Here is a 19,571-nt window from a genome sequence, read left to right as displayed (position 1 = left end):
GGCCCTTTCGTCGTCGATCAAGGCCTCGTCCCGATCACTCGGGCGTGCCGTCGGTCTCAGAACCGAGAGCGTCCATGACCTCGCGGGGGGAACGGCGGCGGCGCGGGCGCTTCGGGGCGTCCTCGGCCGGGCCGGCCTCGGGAACGTCCTCCGCCATCGCGACCGGCTCGGCTTCCGCCACGGGCACGCGCACCGGCGTCGTCAGGAACGACGGCAGCGCAGCGGCCACATCGCCCGGCTGATCGCCATCGAGATCGGCATCGCGGTCGCGGCGCGGGCGACGCTCGGGGCGCGGGGCGCGCTCGGGGCGCTCGAAACGGCGCTCGCCCTGAACCGGCTGCGGCGCCAGATCGGGCTGATCGCCAGACACCGGAATGTCGGAGCGCGGCGCATCGGGACGCGGGGCATAACCGCCCTGGACGTTCTGCCCGCCCTCGGGACGCTCGAAGCGGCGTTCGCCATTCCGATCGGGACGCTCGTTGCGGTCGAACCGCCGATTGCCGTTTCGATCACTATTGGGGCGATCATTGTTCGGGCGGTCGTTGTTCGGGCGGTCGTTAGGTCGGTCGTTGTTGCGCGGGGGACGGTCGAAGCGCTGTCCGCCCGGCTGGCCTTCGCCGGCCTCGCCCTCATAGCGGGCGCCGTTGCCATTGTAGCCATTGCCGTTGCCGCCACCCATGGGAGCATTGCGCATCTCGGGCTGCGGTCCGCCCTGCTGCGAAGGCTGGCCATCCTCGTCGCCCTCCTCCTCGCCGTCATCGGCGTCTTCATTGAAGGCGCGATTGGGCGGGAAGCTATGGCCGAATTGCTGGGCCATCTGCTCCTGCGCAGCCAACAGGATCCGGTAATAATGCTCGGCGTGCTGGAAATAGTTCTCGGCGGAGACGAGATCGCCCGAGGATTGCGCATCGCGCGCCAGCTGCAGGTACTTTTCCGCGACATGCTGCGCGGTCCCGCGAACCTTCACGTCCGGGCCGTTCGACTCGTAGCTCCGCTGTAGCGGATTGGGAGCCTTCCGGTTGCCACTGCTGTTATTGTTATTGTTGTTATTGTTGTTGTTACGGCCGCGCATGCGCCGGTTCTGACCTGGTCTCATTCGCGTGAATCTCGCGCTCTATGCTCAAGGCAACCGTGGGGTCATCATGCGTGTTTCGGCGCACAGCGGGTTGCGTCGCTGCGCCGGGTGAGAGTGACCTGAAGTGGCTTTGCGCCGTTCCTGGTCTTCACGCGCTCTTTCCAAAAAGGACTTCCAGTCCCATGAGCCGATCAGCGCCTCGGCGCCCTCGGTATCCAATTCGGCTCGTCAGCCCCGCCGATCCACGGACATGTCCGGAAGAAACGATTGATCGCCACAGTCATTGTCTGCGACTTCGGGCTGCCGGCACCAGCTTCGGCTGAGATGGTGCATAGAGGATTTTCCGCGCCGCTCCAAGCAAAATCACACCGTTGATCGTGCTATTTCAGGGGAGAGCGAAGATCAGTGCGCGTGGATGCCCGCCCAGATCGCGGCGCGAACCCTGCCAGACAAAGCCGCCCTGTTGCATGATGCCCTTGACGTCGTCTTCTTGGTCCGCGCCGATCTCCAGCACGACGAAACCGTCATCGGCGAGCACGGCTGCGAGCGTCTGCGCGAAAATCCGGTAGGGGCCGAGGCCGTCCGCGCCGCCGTCGAGAGCGAGTCTGGGGTCGTGCTCGCGCACCGCGGCGTCGAGGGTTGCGATGTCGGCGGTGCGGATATAGGGCGGATTCGACACGATCACATCGAACCGGCGGTTCAACTCTGCGGTCCAGGCGCCTTGCCGGAACGCGGCGCGGTCTGACACGCCGTTGGCCGCCGCATTCAGACGCGCAGTCTCGACAGCTTCCTGCGACAGATCGATTCCGAGACCCGTTGCGGCAGGGCATTCGCTGAGCAGGGCGATCAGCAAGCATCCGGTGCCGGTGCCGAGGTCGAGGATCGACAGAGGCGCGTGCCGGCGATCGCCGATACGCTCCAGCGCCGCTTCGATCAGGGTCTCGCTGTCGGGCCGTGGCTCGAGGGTCGCGGGCGACAGCCTGAAGGTAAGCCCCCAGAACTCGCGCTCGCCCAGCACACGCCAGAGCGGCTCACCCGCCAGCCGCCGCGCCAGAGCGTCATCGAGCCGAACGCGATCCGCCTCCGATAGCGGCTCGGCCTCGCCCAGCCGCTCTCCAGCGACGTGATCGACGAGCCATTTCGCCTCGTGGAAGGCATTGTCAAAGCCCGCCTCTGTCAAGCGCGCAAAGACGAGACGCCGCGCCTCCCTCGGGGAAAGCGCGGCGTTGGCGTCGAGCGTCGCCTTGGGAAGCGAGCGGGTGGTCAGTTGCCCTGCGTCTTGCGGATGATGCAGTCGCGAGTCTTGGTGCGGATCGAGGAGCGGCTCTCGCCCGAGCCGCGCATCTCCGCCCGGCAGGTGCGTCGCGCCTGGGACTGCGTCATCGCCTTGTTCATGCGAGCCGGCTCGCCGGCCGTGATGCTCTTCAGGCCTCGCTCCATCGAGCGTTCCACCCGCTCTGCCGTGCCCTGCGCCTGCGCCGGCATCGCCAGCAGCCCCGCCATGAGACCGGCCACGGCGAAGCTTGAAAAGATCTTGATCATCGGAGGGTTCCCCCAGTTGCACTGTCGATGCAGGTGCAACGCGGGGCGGGCGAAGAGGTTGCATCGACCCGGGCGGATCATCATCGGTCACGCGATGCCCTCCGTCGCCAGCAGCCTTGCCTGGTGCTCGGCCGTCAGGGCGTCGATGACGTCGTCGAGCACCAGCCCCTGCATCATCTCGTCGAGCTTGTAGAGCGTCAGGTTGATGCGGTGGTCGGTGACGCGCCCCTGGGGGAAGTTATAGGTCCGGATACGCTCGGAGCGATCGCCCGAACCCACCTGCGAGCGCCGGTCGGCCGAGCGCTCGGCATCGATCCGGCCGCGCTCGATGTCGTAGAGCTTCGCCCGCAGTAAGTCATAGGCGCGCGCCTTGTTCTTGTGCTGGGAGCGCTCGTCCTGGACGACGACGGCGATCCCCGTCGGCAGATGGGTCAGGCGGACGGCCGATTCGGTCTTGTTGACGTGCTGGCCGCCGGCGCCACCGGCGCGCATGGTGTCGATGCGGATGTCGCTGTCATTGAGGACGATGTCGACATCGCCGGCGAGCGGCAGCATGGCGACGGTCGCCGCCGAGGTGTGGATGCGCCCGCTGGTCTCGGTGTCGGGCACGCGCTGGACGCGATGGACACCGGATTCGTATTTCAGCTTCGCATAGACGCCCTTGCCGGCGATCTCGGCGATGACCTCCTTGAAGCCGCCCACCGTGCCCTCGCTCTCGGAGAGCAGATCGACGCTCCAGTTCTTCTGGGCGGCGTAGCGCTGATACATCCGAAACAGATCGCCGGCGAACAGCGAGGCCTCGTCGCCACCGGTGCCGGCCCGGATCTCGAGGATGACGCCGCGCTCATCGGCGGCGTCCTTCGGCAGCAGGGCGATCAGGATTTCGCGGGCGCGCGAGTCGATTTCGACGCGCGCCGCCTCGCGCTCCTCATAGGCGAGTTCGCGAAAATCGGCATCGGTCGCGGGGTCCGCGATCAGGGCCTCCGCCTCCTCCAGGCTGGTCTGCGCCTGGCGCCAACTCGCGATGGCCGCAACCACGGGGTCGAGTTCGGAGAGCTCCTTGGCCAGTTCGACGGTGCGCGTGGAGTCGGTGGCCGTGTTGATCTCGGCGGAGGCTGCGGCGTGACGCGCCACGATGGCGTCGAGACGATCCTGCGGAAGCTGAAGGGACATGGCAAACTCGAAAACGACATGGGAAGGGCTCGGCCGGCGCGCGCCGCGTCGCTAGACCGGAACCTTGAACTCGGCTGCGAAGGCGGCGAGCTGGGGGCGCAGGCTGGCAGCCCCCTCGCCCGAGGCGAGCATCCAGTCGAGCCGCTCGGACAGCTTCGCCACGTCGAGCGCCCGCAGCATGGCCTTGACCGGACCGATGGACGCCGCCGACATCGAGAAGGCACGGTAGCCGAGGCCGATCAATGCCATCGTCTCGATGGGCTTGCCACCCATCTCGCCGCAGACCGTCACCGGGCAGTTCGTTTCCGCCGCCGCGTCCACGATGCTGCGCAAAGCCCGCAAGGCGCCCACGCCCAGCGGGTCGAACCGGTCGGCGACGCGCTTGTTCTCGCGGTCGGCCGCAAACAGGAACTGCATCAGATCATTGGTGCCGATCGAGAGAAAATCGGCCTCGCGGACGATTTCTGGAAGCTCGAACAGGAGCGAGGGCACCTCGACCATGACGCCGAGCTGGAGGCTGAGCGGCGGCACATGACCCTGCTTTGCCAGCATGGCCTGCTCGCGCCGGACGATGGTGCGGGCGCGCTGGAACTCGTCGACGGTGGCGATCATCGGCAGCATGATCTTCATGTCGCGGCCCGACCCCGCCCGCAGCAACGCCCGCACCTGCGCACGCAGCAGACGCGGCCGGTCGAGCCCGATGCGGATGGCGCGCCAGCCCAGAGCCGGGTTTTCTTCCTCGACACGCTCCATATAGGGCAGCACCTTGTCGCCGCCGATGTCGAGCGTGCGGAAGGTGACGGGCTTCCCCTGAGCTTGGTCGAGCACGGCGGTGTAGAGCGCCTGCTGCTCGCTGGTCGTCGGCATGTGCTCGGCGACCATGAACTGCAGCTCCGTGCGGAACAGGCCGATGCCCGCCGCCGCCGTCGCCTCGAGATTGGGCATGTCGACGAGCAGGCCGGCATTGATCTGAAGCACGATCGGCACGCCATCGCGCGTGACGGCCGGCTGGCTCTTGAGCTTACGGTACTGTTCCTGCTTGCGGGCGCGCAGCCGCGCCTTGTCCTTGTAGGCGTTCTCGACATCGGGCTGCGGCCGGATCTGGACCTCACCGGCCTGCCCGTCAACGATGACGGCGTCGCCCGCCTGGATCAGCGCAGTGGCGTTGACGATTTCGCCGACCGCGGGAATGCCGAGCGCACGCGCGACGATGGCGATATGGCTGGTCGGACCGCCCTCCTCCAGCACGAGGCCGCGCAGATGGGCGCGGTCATAGTCCAGCAGCGCGGCCGGGCCCATCGAGCGCGCGATCAGGATGGCGTTCTCGGGCATCTCCTCCCGCGCCACGCCATTGGCCTTGCCGACCAGGGTGCGCAGCAGCCGGTTGGCGAGATCGTCGAGATCGTGGAGACGCTCGCGCAGATAAGGGTCCGTCTGGCGCAGCATCTTGGCGCGCGTGTCCGACTGGACGCGCTCGACGGCAGCCTCGGCGGTGAGCCCGGTGAGCACGACCTCGCGCATGCGGCGCAGCCAGCCCTGATCATGGGCGAACATGCGGAAGGTTTCGAGAACGTCGCGATGCTCGCCGATATGGGCCACGTCGCCGCGTTCGATGAGCTCGTCGATCGAGGCCCTCATCTCGCCGATCGCCGCCTCGAGACGCTGCACCTCGGCGGCCGGGTTCTCGGCGATCAGGTTGGTGATGGCGACGCGCGGTTCGTGCAGGACGGCATGGCCCAGCCCGACGCCGTCTGCGAGCGAGACGCCGACGCCATGAATCGGGCGGTCGAGCCCGATCGAGGCGCCCGGCCGGGCCAGCGACTTCAGGCCGCCGGCCGCGATCATCTCCGCCATGATCATGGCGGTGGTCTGCAGCGACTCGACCTCTTCCTCGCTGTAGAGGCGCGTGGCGCGGTTCTGGATGACGAGCACGCCCATCACCGCGCCGCCGCGCAGGATCGGCACACCGAGGAAGGAGCGATAGATCTCCTCACCGGTTTCAGGCCGGTAGGAGAAGGCCGGATGGTTCTGGGCGTCGGAGAGCGCCAGGGGCTCCGCCTCGCGCGCGATCAGGCCGACGAGGCCCTCGCCGGCGCGCATCGTGGTGAGATGCACCGCCTCGCGGTTGAGGCCCTCGGTGGCGAAGAGTTCGAGCGAGCCATCCTCGCGCAGGACATAGACCGAGCAGACTTCCGCGACGAGATTGCCGGCGATCAGAACGACGAGCCGATCGAGCCTTTCCTGCGGGCTGATGGACGCCGCCATCACCTCACGAAGACGGCGCAGCAGAACGCCCGATCCTCCGTGAGCACCTCGCATGAATCTAGAGCCCCCCGCCGGCCGGCCCGTCATGGCCGCCGTCCACCGCAGACCTGACACCTGTCACGGCCGAGTCGCAAGCGCTTCCGCAATCGAGGCCTTCTATCCACCCGAGGCCGCACTCGGCAAGGCCCGGCGGCAAGACACGCCGATAAGGCCGCGCGGTGGTCGTTGCATTTGCCATGGCATCGCGCGACCGGGGATGATCGGCGATCGGGCCGTCACGCGACGTCCGGCCCCACCCGGCTACCCGGCTTTGCGGAGCGGGGCTTCGTCTTCGCCACGACTTTCGCGCCCGGGGCCCTGGTTTGCCGCTTCGGCGGCGCCTTTTCGGCGACTGGCCTGGTTTTGGACGACGACCGTCGGGGCGCGCCCGACATTTCTGCGTTGCTGGCCGGGGTTTCGCCCGCGGTCATGTCGAGGCCCGACAGCGCGTCCAGGTAGCGTCTGGTCCACCAGCCGATGTCGGTGGCGTCGATCGTCGCATAGAGCCGCTCGAACCGGCGCAGGCGTTCCGACTTCGGCATGGCGAGCGCGGTGCGGATCGCCTCCGCGACCTCATGGGTGTCGAACGGGTTGACGATCAGCGCCTCGCCCATCTGCTGCGCCGCGCCTGCGAAGCGCGACAGGACCAGGACGCCGGGGTCGGCGGGATCCTGCGCCGCGATGTATTCCTTGGCGACGAGGTTCATGCCGTCCCGCATCGGGGTCACCAGCCCGACCTGGGCCCGGCGATAGAAGCCGGCGAGCGCATTGCGGGAATAGGCCTTCTTGACGACACGGATCGGGGTCCAGTCGAATTCGCCGAGCGCGGCGTTGAGACGGCCCGCGACCTCGTCGGACTGGCGGTCGAGCTCGGCATACTCGGGAACATCCGAACGCGAGGGTGGCGCGATCTGCAGCAGGCCGACGCGGCCGCGCTGATCGGGATGGCTGCGCAGGAAACGACCGAAAGCCTCCAGCCGCTGGACGATCCCCTTGGAATAGTCGAGCCGATCGACGCCGATCACGAGCTTGCGCTCACCGAGCGACTGGCGCGTCGCCTTGAGCGGGGTCGTGGCCGAGCGGACCGAAGCCGCCGCCAGTTTGCGGAAGGATTCGACGTCAATGCCGATCGGGAACGCCTGGACGATGGTCTCGCGGCGCCCGATCCTCACCTTTCGGCCGTCGCTGCGGGCGCCGCACATCCCGACGAGCCCGCCGATCAGATTGGTGACGTCGAGCGTCGTCTGCATGCCGACGAGGTCGTAGGCCGCGATCGTGCTCGCCAAGGTGGCGGCAAAGGGGAGCGCTCCGAAGACCTCGGCCGGCGGCCAGGGGATGTGGTGGAAATAGCCGATGCGATTGGTGACGCCGCGACGACGCAACTCGGCGGCGAGCGGGATCAAATGATAATCGTGGATCCAGATGATGTCGTCGGGCTGGAGCAACGCGATCAGCGCCTTGGCGAAGTGCCGGTTGACTGCCAGATAGCCGGCATAGTCGGTGCGCGAAAACTCGGTCAGGCCGAGCCTGTAGTGCATCAGCGGCCAGAGCGCGCGGTTGGAGAAACCGAGATAGTAGGATTGTCGCTCGGCCTCCGTCAGGTCGGTCACGGCATAGGTCACCTTGCCGCGCTGAACCACGCGTGGCGCCGCCGCCGTCTCGCTGACCGCACCGCTCCAGCCGAACCAGAGCCCGCCCTGCTTCTCCAGCGCCTCGCGCAACGCGACGGCCAACCCACCAGCGGCCGCCTTTTCATGGCGGTCGGGGATCGTGACGCGGTTCGAAACGATAACGAGACGCATGGCACCTGGGTCCTCCTGTAGGCCATAGGGCCCTGACCGGATCACCCCGGCCGGGGTTGCACCCCTGGCGGGAATGTCGCGGCGGCCCGAATTTCGCCACCGACGCAGGAACAGAACGCTCCCGAGAGCGTAATGTTTCCATGGCGTGCGGCCGTCCCCGGTGTCGCGAGCACGACCATGCGTCGAAGATGGGTGACATCGCTGAGGGTGACGCCGAAATGCGGCGAGCGTGGGAAGGGCAGCCTCGCCTGCGCCGCAGCTTCGCCCGCGCTGCAGCGTCAACGTTCGAGCGTTGCACCCTTCTCGCGGCTTTCAGCAGACGAACGGGCTTTTGTGATGACACTGACCACGTCAGAAATGATGAATTCGACCAGTGACTTGGCACCCACCGAGGCCGAGATCGCACTGTTCCTGGATTTTGACGGCACGCTGGTCGAGATTGCGCCGTCGCCCGCGGATGTTGACGTCGACAGGCGCCTGCCCGCGGCCCTCGATACGCTGCGCCACAGCCTCGGCGGGGCGCTCGCCCTGGTTTCTGGCCGCCCGATTTCGTTCCTGGATTCGGCGCTAGATCCGTACCGGTTCGACACGGCCGCGCTCCATGGCGCCGAAATCCGGCTTGGCGGTGACGTCCATTCCCGTGCCGCGGTTCCCGCCGAGATGCGCTCCGCCTTGCGTGATCTGGTGCGGTTCGCCAACAGCCATGTCGGCATCATCGTCGAGGACAAGCACATCTCGGTCGCGATGCACTGGCGGCTGGCCCCGCAACTCGCGGACGAGGCGCTCGATCTGCTGCGGGCGGTGGCGTCCCGGATGGGGCCGGGTGTCCGGCTGCAGGAGGGCAAGTCGGTTGCCGAAATCGTCCCCGCCAGCGCCAGCAAGGGCGCGGCCATTTCGCAGCTGATGCAGTTGCCGCCCTATGCGGGACGCCGGCCCGTCTTCATCGGGGACGACGTTACGGACGAACACGGATTTGCCGCCGTCAATGCGCTCGGAGGCCTCTCGATCCGCATCGGCGATGGCGAAACCCGAGCCGCTGGTCGCATCGCCTCTCCCACCACGCTGCGGTCCATTCTGCTGAATGCCGCCGAGCGCGGCCGTCTGACAGCCTCCGATTTCTCAGAAGGGTGACCATGACAGTATCGACGACGATGCCTGCGGGGCTGCATTCGGCCTCGCTGAACCTCGGCGTGATCGGCAATTGCTCGATCGCAGCCCTCATCGACCGGCGCGCCCGGATCGTCTGGGGTTGCTTCCCGCGCTTCGACCGCGACCCCGTGTTTTGTGCGCTGATCGACAACCAGCCCGGCGACGGCGATGCGATGCCGAGCAAGGGCGTCTTCGCGATCGAACTCGTCGGCATGACGCGCTGCGAGCAGTCCTACCTCGACAACACCGCGATCCTGTCCTCGGTGCTGTCCGACGATCACGGCAACGCCATCGAGATTCTCGATTTTGCGCCCCGCTTCGTCCGGTTCGAACGCTTCTTCCGGCCGCCCCAGCTGGTGCGTCGCGTGCGCCGGATTTCCGGCCGGCCGCGCATTCGCACCGTCGTCAAACCCTGCCTCGGGCTCGGTGAAGAGCCAGCGGACATCACACGCGGCTCCAACCATGTCCGCTTCGTCGGCGCCGACCAAACGATCCGGCTGACCACGGATGCGCCGATCTCCTATGTCGTCGATGGCGTGCCCTTCGCGGTCGACCGGCCCTTCTCGTTCTTCGTCGGTTCCGACGAGGCGCTGCGCGCGGAGATCGAGGAAACGTCGCGCGAGTTCCTCGACAAGACAACCGATTACTGGCGCGACTGGGTGCGCTCGCTGTCGCTGCCCTTCGAATATCAGCGCGAGGTCATCCGCGCCGCGATCACCCTGAAGATGTGCGCCTTCGAAGAGACGGGCGCGATCGTCGCCGCGCTGACCACGTCGATTCCCGAGGCGCCGGGAACGCAGCGCAACTGGGATTATCGTTTCTGCTGGCTGCGCGACGCCTATTTCGTCGTCCATGCCCTCAATCGTCTCGGCACGACGCGGACGATGGAGGATTATCTCGGTTTCATCACCAATATCGTCGACAGCTTCACCGAAAGCGGCGCCCAGCACCTGCCGCCACTCTATCCGATCACGCGCGGCGGCGTGCTCGACGAGTTCGAAGCGCCCAAGCTGGCGGGCTATCGCGGTCATCAGCCGGTGCGGTTCGGGAATGGCGCGGCGACGCAGATCCAGAATGACGGCTATGGCGCCGTGGTCCTAGCGGCGACGCATGCCTTTTTCGACCAGCGCCTGATCCGCCCGGGCAAGGAGGCCCTGTTCGGCCAGCTCGAGCGGATGGGCGAACTCGCCATCGCCTATTTCGACAAGCCCGACGCCGGCCCCTGGGAGCTGCGCGAGAAGGAGGCAGTGCATTCCTTCTCCAGCGTGATGTGCTGGGCGGCATGCGACCGGCTGGCCCGGATCGCCGGAACGCTCGGACTGGCCGACCGCAAGGACTATTGGAAACGCGAGGCGAAGCGGCTCAAGGCCGTCATCCTGGAGCGGATCTGGAACCCGCAGAAGGGCCATCTTGTCTCGACCTTCGATGGAGCCGAACTCGACGCCACGCTGCTGCTGTTTTCAGAACTCGGTTTTCTCAAAGCCGACGATCCGCGGTTCGTCGCGACCGTCGAGGCGATCGGCCGCGATCTGACGCGCGGCGACCTGCTGCTGCGCTACGCGACACAGGACGATTTCGGCTACATGCACACCGGCTTCCTGATCTGCGCCTTCTGGTATGTCGATGCGCTGCATGCCATCGGCAAGACAGAGGAAGCCAAGGCGCTGTTTGGCCGAATCCTGAAGCGCCGCAACAGCTTCGGCCTGCTGTCGGAGGACGCCGATCTGGAGACCGGCGAACTCTGGGGCAACTTTCCCCAGACCTACTCCCATGTCGGCCTGATCAACTCGGCGATGCGGCTGAGCCGCAACTGGGAAGAGGCATTCTGAACAGGGGTAGCGTCATGGTCGGGCTTGACCCGACCATCTCCTGAAATAAGTCCTCCGGCCGGAGATGCTCGGGTCGCCGCTTTGCGTCGCCCGAGCATGACGTTTCGGGCGGCCTCACTCCATCAGCTTCGCCGCGCGCATCACCGACAGCGCCAGCACCTGCGCGGCCGGCACGATGCTCTCGACCTCGAGGAATTCGTCCGGCGTATGGGCCATGCCGCCGATGGGGCCCACGCTGCAGAGCGTCGGGCAACCCTGCGCCGCGGTGAAGCCTGAATCGGCGCAGCCGCCGGTGAACTCGGCGATCGTCGCGATGCCGAAGCCGGCGGACGCCTCACGATAGGTCTCGAACAGCTTCTGAGATTCAGACGTGCCTTCCAGCGGCAGGAACTCGCCCTTGATCGAGAGCACGGCGCCCGTGCCCGGCACGACCGGCATCTCGACGATGCTGCGGATGGCATCCACCATCGCGCTGCGCTGGGCAGCCGTAACGTAGCGCAGGTCGATCTCGCACCAGGCATGGGGCGCGACCGTGTTGACGGTCTGGCCGCCGCCGATCAGCCCGACATTGACCGTGATGCCCTTCTCCAGATCGGTGAGGCCCTGGAGCTTGGGGATCTTGTGGCCGAGATCGACGATGGCCGAGGCGCCCTTCTCGTAATTCGCGCCGGAATGGGCGGGCTTGCCGGTGAACTCGGCGCGCATGAAGACGCCGCCCTTGCGGCCGCTGGTGACCGACTGACGCCGGTCGCGGGCGAAATCGCTGCCGACCGGCAGGCGGCTGGGCTCGGCGTTGAAGACGCAGCGCGATTCGCGCGCCGCCGCCTCGATCACCGGGCGCGAGGAGGGCGAGCCGATCTCCTCGTCGCTCGTCGTCAGCATCGTCAGCGGTGCGGAGAGGCCGCCGCATTCGGCGAAGGCCGCGGCGACGAACGCCTCGATGACGAGGCCCGCCTTCATGTCCGCGACGCCCGGCCCATAGGCCCGGCCGTCCTTGATCGAGAACGGCCGTCGCGTCGGCTCGCCCTTGGGGAAGACGGTGTCGCGATGGCCGAGCAGCAGCACGGGGCGCTGGTCGTTGGCGGTGGGGTTGGGCAGGCGCGCCTTCACCGCATCACCATAGCGGCTATCGGGAATGATCTCGACCTCGAGTCCGTTGCGCTCATGGAAGCGGGCGAGCACCTGACCGGCGCGATCGACGCCCTCCTTGTCGTAGGAGCCGGAATCGGTATCGACCATCTCGCGCAGGAGCGCGACCATCGCGTCCTTGCGGTCGGCGAGCCACGCTGTGACCTTGGCTTCCTCGGGCGTCATCGCGCTCATCGCTCGTTCTCATGGTTCCGGACGGGACTAGTCTGGACCTTAGACAACGTGCCAGCAGATCGGAAGCGCATCGCTGCCAGCGGGGCTGCGCAAAAAGCGCGGAGCGCCTATTTCGGCGCCGCCATTTTCCGGATGAGCGCGTCCCGCGCGGCGCGAGCCTGGGCACGCAGCGCCTCGTCGTCGGGTGTTCTGACCGGCTGCTCGAGCGCCTTGGCGTAATAGCCCAGCGCCAGTTGGTCCGAGGCGATCTCGGCATAGACATCGCCCAGCCGCTTGTTGGCGAGCAGGGCGGCGTCGGGCCTCCCTGCCGCATCCTCGAAGGCGCCGATGGCGCCCGGCGCGTCACCGTTGCGGCGTCTCAGTTCGGCCAGCGCCAGCAGGATCCTGGCGTCGTCGCTGCGAACATTGCGAGCCGCCTCCGCATCGGCCAGCGCCGCCTTCAGATCGCCCTGCCCCGTCCGTGCCTCGATCCGGATCAGCAGCGCCTCTGCATCCGTTGCGCGCGAAGCCAGATGCGCCGTCGTGTCCTCCGCTGCGCCGCCGAAGTTGCGCAGCCCGAGCCGGGCTTTCGCGCGCAGCACAAGCAGGCCCGGCTCCGGGGCGGGAGCCGCCAGGGCCAGGCCGGCGAAGCGCTCGGCGGCGGGCAGATCGCCCGTCGCGAGATTGATGCGCGCGGCGAGCGCCAGCCAGCGCGGCTCATTGGGCTCGATGCGCAGCGCCATCGCGATGTCGGTCAGTGCGGCAGGATTGTCGGCGGCGAGGGACAGTCTGGCCCGTTCGCCATAGGGGCGTGCGCGATCGGGAGCGCGCCGGATCGCCTCGCTGAAATCGGCATGGGCGGCCCGGCTCTGGTTCAGCTGAACACGCGCGAGCCCGCGATGCAGGAACAGATTCGCCATGTGCCCAGGCGTGATGCCCATGCTCGCAGCTTTAAGAGGGATCGCGACAGTCTCGTCGATTGCGGCGGTCAGGTCGGCAACCGCATCGAGGGCATTCCCCAGTTGGGCGGAGGCGATCCCGCGGACGGCGCTGGCGCCGCTGTGGGCGCGATTGGTGGTGAGGGCGGCCGAAGCGACCTCGCGTGCCGCAGCCGCTTCGCCACGCGCGAGGAGGGCCCGCGCGCGCAGCGCCTGACGCGTCATCTCGTTGCCGAGATGGCCCTCCTGCGGCCGGGCATCGAGGGCGGCCAGCGCTTCATCGGTGTTGTCGGTCTCGATGAGGGCGATGACGAACAGATCGTCATCGAGAAACCGGCGGCGGTCCTCGGGCGCCACGCGCCGGATTTCCCGCAGGTCGACCAGCGCCGCCGCTGCGAGGCCGGCCATCAGCTGCATCTTCCCGCGCATTTCGAGAAAAAAGGGAGCCGCCCCTTCGCGCGTGACAAGCTGGGTCAGGTCCGCGATGGCCGCCTCGTAATCGCCCTTGCCCTGAGCCGCCGTCGCGCGCGTCAGCAGGGCTTCCTCATACGCCGGTGCCCCGGGGGACGCACGACGCACGGCGCTGTCGGCGTCCGCCCAGGCCCGCTCATAGGGTTTCAGATCGGAATTGTAGCGATAGGTCGCCATGTGCGCGTAGGCGCGGGCGATCGTCGCCGGGAGGTGCTCCGGCGCCGCGGCGACGGCGAGATCGAGATCGCCCAGCTGCTCGGCGAAAGGGCGCGCCCGCGAGCGCAGGATCAGCCGCTCGGCCCGCTCCTGCGGCGTCGTCGCGGTCTCGACCAGCCGGTTGCAACTCTGGAAACGCAATGGATCGTCACGCTTGTCGCAACGGGCCTTCAACTCGGCTTCGTCGAGATCGGTGACGAGGATCGGTTTGGGCTTGTCGAGTTCCGCGACACGGGCGGCGTGGCGAGCACGCGAGGCGATGTCGTAGCCCATCTTCGCATCGGTGCGCGCGGCCGAGGCCGCGAGGACCGCGCGGGCCGCCGCTTCGTTGCCCGAAGCCAGCAGGATGTCGGCCTTGAGCTCATGGGCGTCGAACAGCGACGGATCGAGTTCGATCGCCTTGTCGGCGTCGGCGGTCGCCGCGGCGACATCCTTCATCGCCAGCCGGATCGCGGCGCGCGTGGCATAGGCACGGCCAAAGCGCGGGGCGGCCTGGACCACCGTCTCGGCGTCCGCCAGCGCCCCCTCGAGATCCCGCCGGGCCAGACGCGCCCGGGCGCGGATTTCGGTGAGGCTGGACTGGGTCGGAAAGGCCTGCAGCCCCTCCGTCGCTTCGCGGATCGCGGGATCGAAGGTCCCGAGATAAAACAGGCTGCGCGCTTTGGTGATGAAGGCCTCGGGGCCGCGAAAGCCGGCGGCGCGGGCCTTGTCGATCTGCTCTACGGCATCGCCATAGCGGCCGGTCGAATAGTGCAGCAGCCCAAGCGTATAGGCGCTGCGGGGATGGTCCTTCTGCCAGAACAGGCCCTGCCGGAGATCGGCGCCCGCTCCGGCGAAGTCATACTGCAGCATCTTCAGATAGCCGCGATTGGCGTAGTTGTCGGCGTCGAAGGGCGCCATCTCGAGCGCTGTGGTGAAGTCCGCCATCGCGCCTTCAGTGTTGCCCAGACCGAAGCGGATCTGGGCGCGGTCGCGATAGAGGGCCATCGCGGTGGGAGCGAGCTTGATCGTCTCGCTGTAGTCTTTCTCCGCCTCGGTCAGGCGGTTGAGCGCCCAGTAGGCCTGGGCGCGGCTGAGCAAAGCCGAGGCTTTCGCTTTGCGATCCCCGCGCCCCTTGATGATCGTGGTGCAGGCGGCGATCGCCCGCTCGGTCTTCTCGGCCCTGCAAAGCGCGACGGTCTCGGCTTTCTGGGCGAGGGCCGGACTGGCGTGGAAGCAGAGGGCTGCCGCAGATGCGACCAGCCCTGCCCAGCAGGCGATACGCGTGAACGAGCAGGCCATGCCAACCTCCCTCATGCCTGGCTCGTGCCAGCCTACGCGGAGGCAGCGTAACATGAGGTCGGGATGCCGTCATGCGCTCGCGCGCGCCGCTTAGGCGTCCCGCTCCAGCAGCATCAGGTCGGTATCGTCGGGCCTGGCGCCGGCTGCCGTCAGCATCGCGTGGACCTGCCCGCGGTGATGGGTCTGGTGGTTGAAAAGATGGGCGACCAGCAAGGCACGCGGCTTGCGCATTTCGCGCTGCGTCGCCCCGGAAAACCAGACCAGATCGCCCGCGAGCCAGTCGGCGGACAGGCTCATCGCCCAGTCGGCGATCCTCCCGTCCCACTCCGAACGCTGCGCGACGAAATCATCCCACTCGGCAACGAGGTCGCCGGATTCGTGGATGCGCAGGGTCGGCTTCGGCGTACCGGCGAAGCGCGACAGCCACATTCGGTCAGCCCAGAGGAGGTGGCACAGCGTTCCATGGATCGATTTGAAAAAGGCGCCGCGATCCTGCCGGCGGGCCGCGTCGTCCAGCGTGGCCGCTGCCTTCAGGAGGCTCTCGTTCTGCCAGGCGTTGTAGCGCGCCATGGTCCGGACATAGCCCGTGTCGATCATGGCCGCCTCCGTTCAGATGACGTTCGTTTCCAGCAGCGGTCTGCCCGCGACGATGCGCTCATGGCCGAGATCGGACAGGTCGAGGCTGCGATAGCCACCATGCAGGATGTGCTCGGCGAGGCCGCGCCCGACCGCCGGTGCCTGCTGCAGACCATGCCCTGAAAAGCCGTTGGCGAGGTAGAGGCCCGAGAGGCCGACCGCCGGGCCGACGATGGCGTTGTGGTCGAGCTCATTCATGTCATAGGGGCCGGCCCAGGCGCGGCCGGGCCTGATCTGCTCGAAGGCCGGGACACGGTGGGCGAGCGCGGGCCAGACGACCTCCTCGAAGAAGCCCCAGTCGACATCCTCGACATCCGCGTCGGTCTCGATCCACTCCCGGTCCTGCTCGGGCGTCAGCGGCGAGCAGCTGCCGATGAAGAGCTGGCCGTCGCTGCCGCGCTTGCCCTCCGGCCGGCACCAGGAGCCGCTGCGGTCGATCAACAGCGGGCAGTTCTCGACCTCGCCCTTGCAGAGGAAGGAGAAGACGTAGCGCTTCATCGACCGCACGGGGATCGTCACGCCGGCCGTGGCGGCAAGCCGCGCACCATGGGTTCCGGATGCGTTGACCGCCGCGCCGCAGGCGATGCGGCTGCCATCGGCGAGTGCGACGCCGGTGACGTGGCCGCCCTCGACGATGTAACGGGCCACCTCTCCCTGGCGGTATTCGACGCCGAGCGATCGCGCCTTCTTGCGAAACGCTTGCAACACGGCCCAGCCGTCGAACCAGCCCTCGCCGCTGACGCCAAAGCTGCCGCAGGCAATGTCCTCTGTGTTCATCCAGGGGAATTTGCTGCGCAGCATGGGTGCAGCATAAAGTGCAACATCGGCGCCCTCGGCGGCCTGCAACGCCTGGTTGGCGGCGAGCACGGGAGCCCCTTCCTCCCCCGCCAGATAGAGATAGCCGCCCTCGTGCAGATCGATGACCGGCGCCTCGCCCTCGACCGCAAGACGGGTGCCGATGTTGCGCAGGAAATCGATGCCGTGCAGCGAGATCCGGATGTTCACCGCGCTCGAGTATTGCTGGCGGATCGAGGCGGCCGACAGCGCCGAGGCGGCGTAGCGATAGGTCGGGTCCTTCTCGACGACAACGATCCGGCCCCTGAAACCCGGATCGGCAGCGAGGTGATAGGCGACCGAGGAGCCAAGGGCACCGCCGCCGCAGATAACGACGTCGGCGGATTCGGACGAAGACGACATGGCGGGTCCCAAGCCAGAGACGGGTGCGCGCTGCGACCCGGTTGATGAACGCTACGCATGAATGGCGCGGCCGGCGAAACTTGTCGAGTCAGCTCGCCATCTCGCATTCGGCCAGCAGCCAGTCGCGGAAGGCTGCGACCGTCGGCAGTTCCGCGCGGGTCTCGGGATAGACCAGGTAGTAGCCTTCCGTGCCGGTGACCGGCCGATCGAAGGGAATGACCAGGGAGCCGGAGCGCAACTCCTCCTCGACCAGGAAACGCGGCACGATGGCCAGCCCGAGACCGGCGACGGCGGCCTGCGAGACCATGGCGAACTGCTCGAAGCGCGGCCCCATCAGCGCCCGCTGCGGCGGCAGACCCTGCTGCTCCAGCCAGTTCGCCCAGGCGCGCGGCCGCGTCGATTGCTGCAGGAGGGAGCCCCTGAGCATGTCGGCGGGTTCCTTGAGGCCCAGGCGTGCCACCAGGCCGGGCGCCGCGACGGGCACGATCTCCTCGCCCATCAGGCGGTGCAGCCGTGCGCCGGGCCAGACCGGGTCGCCGAAATGGATCGCCGCATCGAGCGGCTCGCGCGCGAAATCGAAGGGCACGAGCTTCGTGGTGAAGTTGATGGTGATGCCGGGATGCGCCTCGGTGAAGCGCGGCAGGCGCGGGATCAGCCAGCGCGTGCCGAAGGTGGGAAGAATGGCAAGATTCAGCACACCGCCGGCACCCCGGAAGGCCATCGTCGAGACGGTCGCCGCCGCCAGCCGCGAGAGTCCGTCGCGGATCTCGGCGGCGTAGGCGGCACCCGCCGGCGTCAGCGCGACGCGCTGCCTTGCGCGCTGGAACAGGGCGACGCCCAGCACCGTCTCGAGATGCGCGACCTGCCGGCTGACGGCGCCCTGGGTCAGGTTCAGCTCCTCCGCCGCACGGGTGAAACTGCCATGGCGCGCGGCGGCCTCGAAGGCCGCCAGCGCGGACAGCGACGGCACGGTGAGGCGTCCTGGCACGATCTCGAGGTTCATGAGCCCTTCTCATCAAGTCGTGAGAACATATCGGTTGCCCGCGCAGGGCGTAAGAGGGCATTCTCGCTGTCCTGACCTTCATCCGGCCGAGCCTCGCCCAGGACGCATCATGACAACCAGCTTCCCCCAGGACGCGCTCGCGCTGCTGAAGCGCCTCGGCGTCACGGATGCCGCCTTCGCCGCCGCCGGTCTCGCCGCCCGCTCGCCCATCACGGGCGAGGCCGTCGCGACGCTGCGGGAGACAAGCGCCGCCGAGGCCTCGGCTGCCATCGGCCGGGCGCACGCCGCCTTCCTGGCCTGGCGCAAGGTGCCGGCGCCGCGCCGCGGCGAGTTCGTGCGCCTGCTCGGCGAGGAACTGCGGGCCGCCAAGGACGATCTCGGCCTGCTGGTGACGATGGAAGCCGGCAAGGTCACGTCGGAGGGCCTCGGCGAGGTCCAGGAGATGATCGACATCTGCGATTTCGCGGTCGGCCTGTCGCGTCAGCTCTACGGCCTGACGATCGCGACCGAGCGGCCCAACCACCGCATGATGGAGACCTGGCATCCGCTCGGCGTCTGCGGCGTGATCTCGGCCTTCAACTTCCCCGTCGCGGTCTGGTCCTGGAACGCCGCGCTCGCCTTCGTCTGCGGCGACAGCGTGGTCTGGAAGCCCTCCGAGAAGACCCCGCTGACCGCGCTCGCGGTCCAGGCGATCGTCCAGAAGACGATGAAGCGCTTCGGCCCCGAGGCGCCCGCTGGCCTCTCGGAGGTGCTGATCGGCGGCCGCGAGATCGGCGACATCCTCGTGCAGGATCACCGCGTGCCGGTCGTCTCCGCCACGGGCTCGACGAGGATGGGCCAGGAGGTCGGCCAGAAGCTCGCAGCCCGCTTCGCCCGCGCCATTCTCGAACTCGGCGGCAACAACGCGGCAATCGTGGCGCCGTCGGCCGATCTCGATCTCGCCCTGCGCGGCATCGCCTTTGCGGCCATGGGCACGGCCGGCCAGCGCTGCACCACGCTGCGCCGCCTCATCGTCCATGAGAGCGTCTATGACGCGCTGATCCCCAAGCTCATCAAGGTCTATGGCTCGGTGACAATCGGCGACCCGCGCGAAGCGGGCGTGCTGGTCGGCCCGCTGGTCGACGAGGCTGCCTTCAAGGGCATGCAGGCGGCGCTCTCGGAGGCGAAGGCCGCCGGCGGCACCTTGCATGGTGGCGAGCGCGTCACGGTCGGAACGGGGGGCTTCTATGTCCGCCCCGCGATCGTCGAGATGCCCGCGCAGACCGGCCCGGTCGCGCGTGAGACCTTCGCGCCGATCCTCTATGTCATGAAGTACAAGACGCTGGACGAGGCGATTGCGATCCAGAACGCGGTGGGCGCCGGGTTGTCCTCCTCGATCTTTACGCTCGACATGCGTGAGGCCGAGACCTTCATATCGGGCGAAGGCTCGGACTGCGGCATCGCCAACGTCAATATCGGCCCGTCAGGCGCCGAGATCGGCGGGGCCTTCGGCGGCGAGAAGGAAACCGGCGGCGGCCGCGAGGCCGGCTCCGACGCCTGGAAGGCCTATATGCGCCGCGCCACGAATACGCTCAATTACGGCACGACATTGCCGCTGGCGCAGGGCGTCAGCTTCGATGTGGGTGCGTGATCCAACAACACGTCATTCTCGGG

At 67.8% G+C, this 19,571-nt stretch carries 14 protein-coding genes; 3 read left to right on the top strand and 11 right to left on the bottom strand.

Features of this window, described 5'->3' with window-relative positions; all coding sequences use genetic code 11:
* Positions 1-34 precede the first annotated feature (34 nt).
* From Q8S38_RS01735 to Q8S38_RS01710, 6 genes are all read right to left on the bottom strand, one after another.
* Positions 35-1,072: a DUF4167 domain-containing protein gene (locus tag Q8S38_RS01735; protein ID WP_305678689.1), complete on the bottom strand. Its 1,038-nt coding sequence runs from the start codon at positions 1,070-1,072 to the stop codon at positions 35-37.
* Positions 1,073-1,460: 388 nt separating this feature from the next.
* On the bottom strand, positions 1,461-2,342 hold the full coding sequence (gene prmC, locus Q8S38_RS01730; protein WP_305678904.1) for a peptide chain release factor N(5)-glutamine methyltransferase: 882 nt from the start codon (positions 2,340-2,342) through the stop codon (positions 1,461-1,463).
* Positions 2,339-2,617, bottom strand: coding sequence for a hypothetical protein (locus tag Q8S38_RS01725; protein ID WP_305678919.1), 279 nt, complete (start codon positions 2,615-2,617; stop codon positions 2,339-2,341). The genes prmC and Q8S38_RS01725 overlap by 4 nt, the downstream gene beginning before the upstream one ends.
* 87 nt (positions 2,618-2,704) lie before the next feature.
* Entirely contained in the window at positions 2,705-3,790 is a 1,086-nt protein-coding gene (gene prfA / locus Q8S38_RS01720) for a peptide chain release factor 1 (RefSeq protein ID WP_305678688.1), read from the bottom strand.
* A 51-nt stretch (positions 3,791-3,841) separates the two neighbouring features.
* Positions 3,842-6,109: a phosphoenolpyruvate--protein phosphotransferase gene (gene ptsP, locus Q8S38_RS01715; protein WP_305678687.1), complete on the bottom strand. Its 2,268-nt coding sequence runs from the start codon at positions 6,107-6,109 to the stop codon at positions 3,842-3,844.
* Positions 6,110-6,330: 221 nt separating this feature from the next.
* Positions 6,331-7,896 carry an alpha,alpha-trehalose-phosphate synthase (UDP-forming) gene (locus tag Q8S38_RS01710; RefSeq protein WP_305678686.1) on the bottom strand — a complete coding sequence of 522 codons (1,566 nt, stop codon included), beginning with the start codon at positions 7,894-7,896 and terminating at the stop codon, positions 6,331-6,333.
* Positions 7,897-8,028: 132 nt separating this feature from the next.
* On the opposite strand from Q8S38_RS01710, the gene otsB reads away from it, so the two are divergent.
* Complete coding sequence (otsB, locus tag Q8S38_RS01705; RefSeq protein WP_371125813.1) at positions 8,029-9,027, top strand: trehalose-phosphatase; 999 nt, start codon at positions 8,029-8,031, stop codon at positions 9,025-9,027.
* A 2-nt stretch (positions 9,028-9,029) separates the two neighbouring features.
* Positions 9,030-10,874 carry a glycoside hydrolase family 15 protein gene (locus tag Q8S38_RS01700; protein ID WP_305678685.1) on the top strand — a complete coding sequence of 615 codons (1,845 nt, stop codon included), beginning with the start codon at positions 9,030-9,032 and terminating at the stop codon, positions 10,872-10,874.
* Positions 10,875-10,988: 114 nt separating this feature from the next.
* On the opposite strand, the gene Q8S38_RS01695 is transcribed toward Q8S38_RS01700, so the two are convergent.
* From Q8S38_RS01695 to Q8S38_RS01675, 5 genes are all read right to left on the bottom strand, one after another.
* Entirely contained in the window at positions 10,989-12,188 is a 1,200-nt protein-coding gene (locus Q8S38_RS01695) for a M20 family metallopeptidase (RefSeq protein ID WP_305678902.1), read from the bottom strand.
* A gap of 116 nt (positions 12,189-12,304) precedes the next feature.
* The gene (locus tag Q8S38_RS01690; RefSeq protein ID WP_305678684.1) at positions 12,305-15,082 is read right to left on the bottom strand and encodes a tetratricopeptide repeat protein; all 2,778 of its coding nucleotides are present in this window, start codon (positions 15,080-15,082) and stop codon (positions 12,305-12,307) included.
* A gap of 90 nt (positions 15,083-15,172) precedes the next feature.
* Positions 15,173-15,679 (bottom strand): DinB family protein, encoded by a 507-nt coding sequence (locus Q8S38_RS01685; protein ID WP_305678683.1) that lies wholly within the window; start codon positions 15,677-15,679, stop codon positions 15,173-15,175.
* A gap of 12 nt (positions 15,680-15,691) precedes the next feature.
* Positions 15,692-16,915 carry an NAD(P)/FAD-dependent oxidoreductase gene (locus Q8S38_RS01680; protein ID WP_305678682.1) on the bottom strand — a complete coding sequence of 408 codons (1,224 nt, stop codon included), beginning with the start codon at positions 16,913-16,915 and terminating at the stop codon, positions 15,692-15,694.
* Between the two features lie 88 nt (positions 16,916-17,003).
* Positions 17,004-17,918 (bottom strand): LysR family transcriptional regulator, encoded by a 915-nt coding sequence (locus Q8S38_RS01675; protein WP_305678681.1) that lies wholly within the window; start codon positions 17,916-17,918, stop codon positions 17,004-17,006.
* 109 nt (positions 17,919-18,027) lie between these two features.
* Between Q8S38_RS01675 and amaB the strand changes: the two genes are divergently transcribed.
* Positions 18,028-19,548, top strand: coding sequence for an L-piperidine-6-carboxylate dehydrogenase (gene amaB, locus Q8S38_RS01670; RefSeq protein ID WP_305678680.1), 1,521 nt, complete (start codon positions 18,028-18,030; stop codon positions 19,546-19,548).
* Positions 19,549-19,571: the final 23 nt, after the last annotated feature.

Origin of the sequence: Allobosea sp. (assembly GCF_030695125.1) — a bacterium.
GTDB lineage: Bacteria > Pseudomonadota > Alphaproteobacteria > Rhizobiales > Beijerinckiaceae > Allobosea.
This window is presented reverse-complemented; position numbering and strand designations above follow the sequence as displayed.

Coding starts and splice junctions, on each gene's coding strand:
- prfA (WP_305678688.1), bottom strand. CDS start 3,790: ATGTCCCTTCAGCTTCCGCAGGATCGTCTCGACGCCATCGTGGCGCGT.
- Q8S38_RS01675 (WP_305678681.1), bottom strand. CDS start 17,918: ATGAACCTCGAGATCGTGCCAGGACGCCTCACCGTGCCGTCGCTGTCC.
- Q8S38_RS01680 (WP_305678682.1), bottom strand. CDS start 16,915: ATGTCGTCTTCGTCCGAATCCGCCGACGTCGTTATCTGCGGCGGCGGT.
- Q8S38_RS01700 (WP_305678685.1), top strand. CDS start 9,030: ATGACAGTATCGACGACGATGCCTGCGGGGCTGCATTCGGCCTCGCTG.
- amaB (WP_305678680.1), top strand. CDS start 18,028: ATGACAACCAGCTTCCCCCAGGACGCGCTCGCGCTGCTGAAGCGCCTC.
- otsB (WP_371125813.1), top strand. CDS start 8,029: ATGTTTCCATGGCGTGCGGCCGTCCCCGGTGTCGCGAGCACGACCATG.
- ptsP (WP_305678687.1), bottom strand. CDS start 6,109: ATGCGAGGTGCTCACGGAGGATCGGGCGTTCTGCTGCGCCGTCTTCGT.
- Q8S38_RS01735 (WP_305678689.1), bottom strand. CDS start 1,072: ATGCGCGGCCGTAACAACAACAATAACAACAATAACAATAACAGCAGT.
- Q8S38_RS01725 (WP_305678919.1), bottom strand. CDS start 2,617: ATGATCAAGATCTTTTCAAGCTTCGCCGTGGCCGGTCTCATGGCGGGG.
- Q8S38_RS01685 (WP_305678683.1), bottom strand. CDS start 15,679: ATGATCGACACGGGCTATGTCCGGACCATGGCGCGCTACAACGCCTGG.
- Q8S38_RS01710 (WP_305678686.1), bottom strand. CDS start 7,896: ATGCGTCTCGTTATCGTTTCGAACCGCGTCACGATCCCCGACCGCCAT.
- Q8S38_RS01690 (WP_305678684.1), bottom strand. CDS start 15,082: ATGGCCTGCTCGTTCACGCGTATCGCCTGCTGGGCAGGGCTGGTCGCA.
- Q8S38_RS01695 (WP_305678902.1), bottom strand. CDS start 12,188: ATGACGCCCGAGGAAGCCAAGGTCACAGCGTGGCTCGCCGACCGCAAG.